Source organism: Brasilonema sp. UFV-L1, from assembly GCF_012912105.1.
Classification (GTDB): domain Bacteria; phylum Cyanobacteriota; class Cyanobacteriia; order Cyanobacteriales; family Nostocaceae; genus Brasilonema.
On sequence record NZ_QMEA01000074.1, the window covers coordinates 22,225 to 30,986 of the forward strand.

General features: G+C 41.2%; 7 protein-coding genes and 1 pseudogene. 4 read left to right on the forward strand and 4 right to left on the reverse strand.

Annotated elements, in window-relative coordinates:
* Positions 1-4 precede the first annotated feature (4 nt).
* The 4 genes from DP117_RS20780 to DP117_RS20795 form a co-directional block, all read right to left on the reverse strand.
* Positions 5-1,678: a hypothetical protein gene (locus DP117_RS20780; RefSeq protein WP_169220157.1), complete on the reverse strand. Its 1,674-nt coding sequence runs from the start codon at positions 1,676-1,678 to the stop codon at positions 5-7.
* A 96-nt stretch (positions 1,679-1,774) separates the two neighbouring features.
* Entirely contained in the window at positions 1,775-3,640 is a 1,866-nt protein-coding gene (locus DP117_RS20785; protein WP_169220158.1) for an ABC transporter permease subunit, read from the reverse strand.
* 79 nt (positions 3,641-3,719) lie between these two features.
* A complete protein-coding gene (locus tag DP117_RS20790) occupies positions 3,720-4,670 on the reverse strand; it encodes an ABC transporter ATP-binding protein (RefSeq protein WP_169220159.1) in 951 nt (316 codons plus the stop codon).
* A gap of 319 nt (positions 4,671-4,989) precedes the next feature.
* Complete coding sequence (locus DP117_RS20795) at positions 4,990-5,841, reverse strand: mechanosensitive ion channel family protein (RefSeq protein ID WP_169220160.1); 852 nt, start codon at positions 5,839-5,841, stop codon at positions 4,990-4,992.
* A gap of 155 nt (positions 5,842-5,996) precedes the next feature.
* On the opposite strand from DP117_RS20795, the gene DP117_RS20800 reads away from it, so the two are divergent.
* The 4 genes and pseudogenes from DP117_RS20800 to DP117_RS20815 all read left to right on the forward strand — a co-directional run.
* Entirely contained in the window at positions 5,997-6,716 is a 720-nt protein-coding gene (locus tag DP117_RS20800; RefSeq protein ID WP_169220161.1) for an SDR family oxidoreductase, read from the forward strand.
* A gap of 167 nt (positions 6,717-6,883) precedes the next feature.
* Positions 6,884-7,972 carry a 3-isopropylmalate dehydrogenase gene (leuB, locus tag DP117_RS20805; RefSeq protein ID WP_169220162.1) on the forward strand — a complete coding sequence of 363 codons (1,089 nt, stop codon included), beginning with the start codon at positions 6,884-6,886 and terminating at the stop codon, positions 7,970-7,972.
* Positions 7,973-8,064: 92 nt separating this feature from the next.
* On the forward strand, positions 8,065-8,328 hold the full coding sequence (locus DP117_RS20810) for a hypothetical protein (RefSeq protein ID WP_169220163.1): 264 nt from the start codon (positions 8,065-8,067) through the stop codon (positions 8,326-8,328).
* A gap of 67 nt (positions 8,329-8,395) precedes the next feature.
* A pseudogene (locus DP117_RS20815) lies at positions 8,396-8,737 on the forward strand (prepilin peptidase); the annotation flags it as partial.
* Positions 8,738-8,762: the final 25 nt, after the last annotated feature.

Sequence of the window (8,762 nt, forward strand, 5' to 3'; positions counted from 1 at the left end):
AAAATTACTGACTTGGTGTAAACAGTACTTTGGAAGTAGAATCGCCTGCTCGCCGCAATTGTCGTGTTAGTTGCAGGTTCAGCAATACTAGCACGATTACCTGAGCAAGTAAAACGATGGTTGCTAGCAAAACCTGCTTAGTACCACCTAAAGGAAAGTAGGGAAAGGCAAAATACATCAACAGCCCAAAGGGGTTGAAAAGGTAAAGCCCCAGGACTCCAGAAAAAAGAGATCGCAAGAAAATTACTGCGCCTACTGCCCCAACTGTCCAGAGAGTCCGCTGCTGAGTTCGTACAAACAACAGCAGTTGGGCTACGCTGGCGTAAATCATTATTGAGCTAGCCGCTAAAGCTAGACATAAAAACGCTTCAGTTTTATTCTCCTCAATTTTAGCAGACCAAAGTAAAGTAAATAAAGCTAAGGGAGTTATGGTAATGATTAAATTGATGGCGATCGCTACCAACGCCGGACTTTTTTCACCCCAAATTAAATCCTTTACCAACGAGGTATGACCGAGTTTCTTGCTACAAGAAACCCTGTTGTGTCGGTAGCGTGCCCAATCTTGTAGTGCTTGACGGTGAGGCGTAATAGCAGCAATTAGATAAAGGAACAGCAACAAACTTAAGGTCGATATCGCCCATAGGTTTTCCCACAACGGTAAAGCATATGGGCTACGATTTGCTGGTGGTGCGTAGTTGCCGCATCCTATAATTAAAACTGTAAAGCAAACCGTCAGCAAATAACTCTGCTGCTTACTTAACATAGTAGCGCTCTGATCACGAAAGCAACGCCGCAAAGATTGCCAAACAAACCAGGTTAAAATGCCATAATTCAACACAACAAAACCGACGAGAGTGACAAGACTATCACTCAATAAGAAGTTAAACCACTTAAAACGTTCTAACCCTGTCGCAAAGCCTTCAAAAAAAGAAGTTGTAGACAAATTTGGAATTACGCAAAAAGGATTAAGCAGCTTCAGCCAAGTGGTTGAATTAAAATAACTAGTCGTGCTTATTCCTCTAGTTAACATCAAGAAAATAAAAACTGCCCCACTACCTAACCAAGCTTGAAAACTGCCAAGCCGAGAACCAACTAAGCCAAATAGCATAGCAGCACTGTAGTAAAAAACAGAAGCAACAGCAACAACTGCGTACAAGCTCAAAATTAGACTTAGAGGAATTTTAGCAGCAAGCCCAGAGGACAAATGCAAAGGAAGTGCTAATACAGTAAACAAATAAATCAAAATCGGCACTCCTAGCAACTTGCCGATGAAAATACTTGCTTCTGATTGAGGGCTGAGGCGAGTCAGATTAAATGTAGCGCGACGTTCTTCAGTTGCCAAATCGTTAATTAGCATATAAGTTCCTGCAACTAACAGAATGACAATGCCAATCAAACTTAAACCTACGAATATGTCTCGCCACCAAGATTGCCAATATTCATCCGACAGACATCTCTTGTAAAGATTATCAAAAAGACTTCTTGTACAATATTTGTCGAATATACCAGGAGTCGCAGGATTTGGTAGCTGGGTTTGGAAAGACATGAATACTACAAATTGACCCAGCAAGGAGATAGCAATTGCAAGTAATATCTTGCGGGGTTTCAGGCGTTCTTTGAGTTCTCGTAACAACTGGGGATTCCAATTACCCAGTTTGTTTATCCAGTTAAGTTTCATCGAAAAAAGTTTTTAAAATTGGCAGTTAGCTATAGAAAAGACGCACCCTAAAGCAGAAACAAATTTGTTGCTATTTCAGCATCCGAAAAGTATTTCCTAACGTTCTGCTAACAATGCTTTTGTCGCAGACTCCCCTACCAATCTTGCTTGACGTATCAATTGGAAGTTTAATAATGCTAAGATGCTCAACTGAGCTAAAAGAGCCATAAAAATTGTGGTAGTTGCAGCTTCTGAAATACCCATCCAAGAAAAACTTGTTAACAACCACAAACTTTGAGTGTTGTATGCAGAAATACCTAGTACTCCGAACAGTATTGGTGGTAAAAACATTGCTGTTGTGGTGGTACCAAAAGCCCAAAAAGCACGTTTCGGAGTTTTCATCAATAGCATCAGCTGAGTGAGAGTGGCATAAATCATTATCAAACTTATAAACAAAGCCACAGCCAAAAGTGACTTCATCATATTAATGAGGTTAACTTCTGCAGGATGATACCAAAGTAAAATTCCCACTAATACAGGAGTTGTAGCAATGACAAGATTGATGGCTATTGCCAAAACTGCTGGGCTTTTTTCACCCCAAATTAAATCTTCTAACAAAGAGTTTTTTCGAGAATAACTATTAGTAGTTGTCACATCTTGGTGTCGATATCTTATCCAATCTTGTACAGTTTGACGATGAGGTGAGAGAATTTCTATTAATCCTAGAAATACCAACAAGTTGAAAGGATAGAGCCAAGTTAGATATCTTTGCATATCATATAAAGTCAACTCATTGGTACTTTGATAAATCCCGAAGTAGAATCCAAAGTTGATAATTTGCAAGCAAGCCATCCATAAATAACTTTGCCCCTTGCTTAAAAGAGTAGAGTTGGGGTTACGAAAACAACGCTTGAGTGCTTGCCAAATCCAATAAGTCCACAAGCCATAATTCAATAAGTGCAAGCTCACAATACCAACAACAGTTTTACCAATGTGTAAGTTAAAAAACTGCAATTTTTCGAGTGGTGCTCCATTGTATGTATTGAACAATTTGGGGAAGAGATAATTGGTGATATCAAATGGACTGAATATTCTCAACAAACCAGTTTCAGTCATGATATTTGAGTTGGATGATGCCAAACCTATAGTGATGAATAAAAATATTAGAACAGCACCACTACCTAACCAAGGTTGAAAACCACTGAACCAACGACAACATAAACCAAACAGCAGCGCAGCACTGTAGAAGAACATGCAGCAAGCAACTAGAACAGCCCAAAAGCTGAATATGTAACTTGTGGCAATATTGGCAGCACGTCCAGCGATAAAATGTAGAGGAATTGCTGCAAAGACAACTAGGTAAATTAAGATGGGAACACCCAGTATTTTACCAGTTAAAATACTGGTTTCTGACTGGGGAGTGAGGCGAATAAAATTCAGCGTACCACGCCTTTCTTCCGTTGCTAAGTTATCAATAAGCAAATAAGTACCAGCAACTAACAGTGTGAAAATGAAAATAACACTCAGCGATAGGAATATGTATCCCCAGTGGTCACGCCACCACATTTGCATATCAATTTTGTCTAAAGGACAAAGTTGATTGTTTAAGGTTTGGTAGATATTATTTTGCTGCTCGCGTACGTCTGCTATTTGTGATTTAACTTGCTCAAGTTTTACTTGGTCAAAATCACTAGAACTGCTATAGAGACGGAATTGTTCTTGCAGTTGTTGATATTGTATTGACAGTTCTGTTTGAAGTTTGATTCTTGCCTGCTCAAAATTTAAACCCAGTTTGCAGTATGTATCGTACAATCGGTATTTATCGACTGGAATTTCCCGCAATTGATATAGGAAAACGATCAACTGAAGAAGTAGAGATGTCACAACCGCGATCACAGTCGGAAAAACTTTCAGGCGACCCTTAAGTTCTCGTAACAATTGCGGATTCCAATCGCCCAGTTTGTCTATAAAGTTGATTACCATTTGAAAAAAACTCCACAATTAAGTTAATCATTTTGCAGAGTCAAAGTCCGTCGTTTAGTAACGAATGACTAATAACTCATCAAGATGCTTGCTTATGACCTAGTTTGAGGAATATTGTTTCTAAGTCTTCTTGAGAAGAGTGAAAATCACTTAAAGGAATGTCAGCCAGAACAAGCGATCGCAACAAATCAGCACAATCTTCCTCTTTCCCAGAAAAATTGACTCGCACGCTATTCTTTGTAGGCATTATCTCCCACTCTTGTACGTGAGGATTATTTTTTAGTTCGCCTAAAAGTTCATGTAATTTGCCTAAAGTTGATATGACTATTTGCTGGCGGGCAAGACGTTGGTAAAGTTGTTGTAGCGATGCGCTTTCTACCAAAAAGCCAAGTTCCATAATTCCCACCGAGGTACACAGTTCTGCTAAGTCGCTGAGAACGTGGGAGGAAATCAATATTGTCATTCCTGCTTCTTGCAACACTTTGATGATTTCGCGAAACTGCATCCTCGCAATTGGATCTAATCCGGAAACTGGTTCATCTAGCAACAAGACAATCGGTTCATGGATAATTGTTCGCGCTAAACACAGACGCTGTTTCATTCCTCGCGATAAGGTAGAAATCAAGCTATTGCGTTTGTTACCTAATTGTATGAGTTCTAAAACTTCGTACAAGCGTTGAGTCCGACGCGGTTCTCGTAACCGATACAAGCGCGCAAAATAATCTAGGTAATCCCAGACTGTCAGTTCGTCATACAGTGGATAGTCGTCAGGTAAATAGCCTAGACGACGCTTAAGGGTAGGATTACTTTTGTCACGTCGTAGGCGATCGCCATTAACATAAATCTCACCCGTCGTTGGTTCCTCAGCAGCAGCCAACATCCGGATGAGAGTCGTTTTTCCTGCACCATTAGGACCAATAAGTCCGTAAACTTCTCCTGCTTGTATTTCTAAATCAATATCATTTACGGCAACGTGTTTGTCAAATTGCTTCGTCAGTCCACAAGTACGGATTGCCAATTCTTTTGTCATATTCAGCGATACATACTAAAATTGTGACGCGCACAACATTGTGACACGGAAAAACTATGCAAATGAGTGCGTCTGGTAATCCACCCTGGTTTTTGAGCTATGATGATTGAATACACAATCAGCCTAACTTTTAACTACAGTCTTTGTTAGGCCTGTTTCGGAAATTGAAACTAGTGATCGTGGCAAAAATATACTACTGTTTGAAGCCTCGCTGCGTATAATCAGCCAAAAATAATCCCCTTCGCTACTAAGTATGGAAGGGGAGTATCTCAAAAAAGTTTTTAAAAACTACTTAAATCTTGATTTCATGACTGTAGTCTCAATACGCCAGAGGTGGTGTATGAATAGCACCAACTCCATCGTGAGATGATCTACTAATTGCATAGCGGTATTCGGGAACTGGATAGCCAGCCTCACCAAACGTTTCACGAATGGCTTTATTAGTATCGAAATACACCTGCCAGTAGGATTCATTATTAGTGTAAGGACGTACTGCTAGTACAGGTCCTGCCAAGTTGAACTCCAGAATATCTACCTCTGGTGCTGGATTTGTGAGAACGTTGGGGATTTGGCTAATTCTAGCTTTCAAAAGGCGGATGGCATCGTTGTGATTCACATCATTGTGAAGTTGGGCAACTAAGTCAACGCGACGGTAAGGATTGGCTGAAAAGTTTTGAATATTGTCTGCGAAGATTTTGTTATTGCCGACTATTGTCAGGATGTTATCGAGTGTATTAATAGAAGTTGTGAACAGTCCAATTTCTGTGACTGTACCTGTGACACCTGCGGCTGTGATGAAATCACCCACTTTGAACGGTCGAAAGATAATTAAAAACGCACCGGCTGCAAAGTTTGCCAGTAGTCCACCCCACGCAGCACCAATAGCTACACCAACAGCTGCTAATAATGCCGCAAAGGAGGTTGTTTCAATCCCGAAAAAGCCGAGAATTGCAACAATTAGAACAATTCTTAGCGTGACGCCAATGATATTGAGAAGATAGTTAACAATTGTCGGATCAATCTGCTGGTTTCTGAAAGCACGCCGCACCAGTTTTAATCCAAAGTCAATCAACTTTTGAGCAACGAACCATAAAATGATCGCACCCAGAATTTTGAGTCCAAACTCAGTTAATAGTTGGATTGCAACCTGACTAATCTGTTTGATATCCATAAGGTTTTCTCTAAATTTATAGAGTCACAACAAACATACAGGAAAATAACCCAAAAATTATGTATAAATACTTTTTTTTAATTTTCCTGATGCGCTATAGTGCAACGAGGCAATAGGCTGTTTGTAAACAATTATTTAGCTAGAACACAAAACTCATGGACAGGCAATCCGTTTTTATTACTGGCTCCAATAGAGGCTTTGGGCTTGAACTAGTCCGAAGGTATGCTGCTCTCAATTGCCAAGTGTTCGGATTAGTCCGCAATGGAGATAATGCACAAGCACTGATTCAAGCTGTCAAAGGCAAAGTAAAACCTATTATCGCCAATGTAAGTGCAGATGCTGCAATTGAAATCATTGCCAGAGAGCTTTCACAGCAAACTGATAAGTTAGACCTGCTTATTAATAATGCGGGCATAGCAGGATCTGGCTCTTCACTCGAAAAGATTGACATTGCTGAGTTGAGAGAACTCATGGAGGTACATTGTTATGGTCCTATTCGCTGTGTGAAAGCGTCTTGGTCGCTACTGCGGCAGACTAAAGGAGCGACGATTGTAAACATCACTAGCCGTCTTGGTTCAATTAGTAATGTTGCTTCTGGTGCTTTCGATCACTTAAATATTTCGTATTCGATGCGGATTACAAAGGCAGCTCAAAATATGTTTACTGCATGTCTTTATCGAGAAGCTCGCACTCATGGAATATCAGTCTACGCAGTACATCCAGGCAGGATGCGTACACGCATGGGAAATTTAGATGCGGATTTGACTGCTGAAGAAGCTGCTAAACGCTTTACTGAATGGCTTGGGCAAGTACAGCAAAAGCAAAAGCGAAATTTTGGCTATTTCGAGCCTGAGGCTGAAGAATTTTCTTGGTGAAGTTAGAAAATTCCGGAGTAAGGAACGGTTTTCTACTTTTACTTAGGGCGAAAGCAACACACATCTAAATAAATCAAAAACGTCTTTGGTACACTTGCTAGGTATGATATTTAATCTGCAAGAAATTCTGCGCGATTAAACATTTACCTATCTTAAGACGAAGAACAATGACCCAGAACTACCGCATTACCCTACTCCCTGGCGATGGCATCGGACCCGAAATTATAGCAGTGGCGGTAGACGTGCTGAAAGTCGTAGGGAACAAGCATAACATTCAATTTGAATTTACTGAAGCACTCATCGGTGGTGCAGCCATTGACGCGACAGGCGAACCCCTACCAGCTGACACTTTAGATACATGTCGCAACAGTGATGCTGTTTTACTAGCAGCTATTGGCGGTTATAAGTGGGATTCCCTGCCATCTCATTTACGTCCAGAAGCGGGTTTGTTGGGACTACGTGCGGGATTGGGATTATTCGCCAATTTGCGCCCCGCGAAAATATTACCCCAGTTAATTGATGCTTCTTCTTTAAAACGGGAGGTTGTGGAAGGCGTTGATATTTTGGTGGTGCGTGAACTCACCGGAGGAATTTACTTTGGCAAGCCCAAGGGTATTTTTGAAACAGAAACTGGTGAAAAGCGTGGTGTGAATACGATGGCTTACACCGAATCAGAAATTGAGCGCATTGGACGGGTGGCGTTTGAAGCTGCACGGAAACGCCGAGGGAAACTCTGTTCTGTGGATAAGGCAAATGTATTGGAGGTTTCTCAACTGTGGCGCGATCGCATTACCAAACTTGCAGCTTCTTATCCGGATATCGAACTGTCTCATATGTATGTAGATAATGCAGCCATGCAGTTGTTACGCGCCCCCAAGCAGTTTGACACTATCGTCACGGGCAACTTGTTTGGTGATATTCTCTCAGACGCAGCTGCTATGCTAACTGGCAGTATTGGGATGTTACCCTCTGCAAGTTTGGGTGCTTCAAGTCCAGGAGTTTTTGAACCCGTTCACGGTTCTGCCCCAGATATAGCAGGGCAAGATAAGGCAAATCCCTTAGCACAGGTTTTGAGTGCTGCAATGATGCTTCGTTACGGCTTGAATGAACCAAACGCAGCAGATAGTATTGAAGAAGGAGTCCTGCAAGTGTTACAAAGGGGCGATCGCACTGGAGATATAATTTCCTCTGGCATGAATCTTTTAGGCTGTCGCGCGATGGGCGAGGCACTTATCCAAGTTATCGAAGCCAAATAAATGCATAAGCTGAAACTGGAAATTTTGGCAACCCTTGCTGAAACTTTTCGGATAGACTATTAACACAAACCTACAACAAGACTTAGCGCGTGGTGTACGCTTTAAAAAAAGGACAAGAAAACAACTATACCAATCAAAAGAACCAGCCCGCTTTGATTGATCCTGCCGTCATCAGAGCTGCTGGACAAATCTACCACACTTACTGTGAGGTTCATCCCGAAATGACTGGACAAGCTTCAGGAGTCGCGATTAATCGGTTTAATCACCGAGGTAAAGTGATTTTTACTCATCAACCAGTTCTGTTACCACAAGAATGTTTCGTGCCGTTGAATCAAATTGAATCGTATATGTATTAAGCTATCACTCACTGGTCATCAGTCATGAGTTCAGGTTATAACTTTTGAGCAAATGACAAATGACAAAATGAGTATCTTGATAATAGTCCAAGCAAGTGTCATCGTCTTCGCTCTAGGTACGTCTATTGGAAGCTTTATTAATGTCATAGTCTATCGCCTACCCGCTGGACTATCGATTCTTTTTCCGTCTTCTCGCTGTCTTTATTGCCTAAACAAACTCAAACCCTACGATAATGTACCAGTGTTGGCATGGCTGTGGTTAAGAGGGCACTGTCGCTATTGCAAGAGAAAAATTTCTATCCGTTACCCTGTAGTAGAAGTGGTAACGGGTTTTCTTTTTTTGTGCGTTTTTTGGAGATTTCAATGTTCTCTCTCTACAGTAGGCTACTGGGCGTTTTGCAGTTGGTTATAGCGGTTCTCGGTTGAGTCCAATA

Excerpts from the sequence above, each read along its gene's own strand:
- leuB (WP_169220162.1), top strand. The coding sequence starts at position 6,884 with ATGACCCAGAACTACCGCATTACCCTACTCCCTGGCGATGGCATCGGA.
- DP117_RS20790 (WP_169220159.1), bottom strand. The coding sequence starts at position 4,670 with ATGACAAAAGAATTGGCAATCCGTACTTGTGGACTGACGAAGCAATTT.
- DP117_RS20780 (WP_169220157.1), bottom strand. The coding sequence starts at position 1,678 with ATGAAACTTAACTGGATAAACAAACTGGGTAATTGGAATCCCCAGTTG.
- DP117_RS20800 (WP_169220161.1), top strand. The coding sequence starts at position 5,997 with ATGGACAGGCAATCCGTTTTTATTACTGGCTCCAATAGAGGCTTTGGG.
- DP117_RS20785 (WP_169220158.1), bottom strand. The coding sequence starts at position 3,640 with ATGGTAATCAACTTTATAGACAAACTGGGCGATTGGAATCCGCAATTG.
- DP117_RS20795 (WP_169220160.1), bottom strand. The coding sequence starts at position 5,841 with ATGGATATCAAACAGATTAGTCAGGTTGCAATCCAACTATTAACTGAG.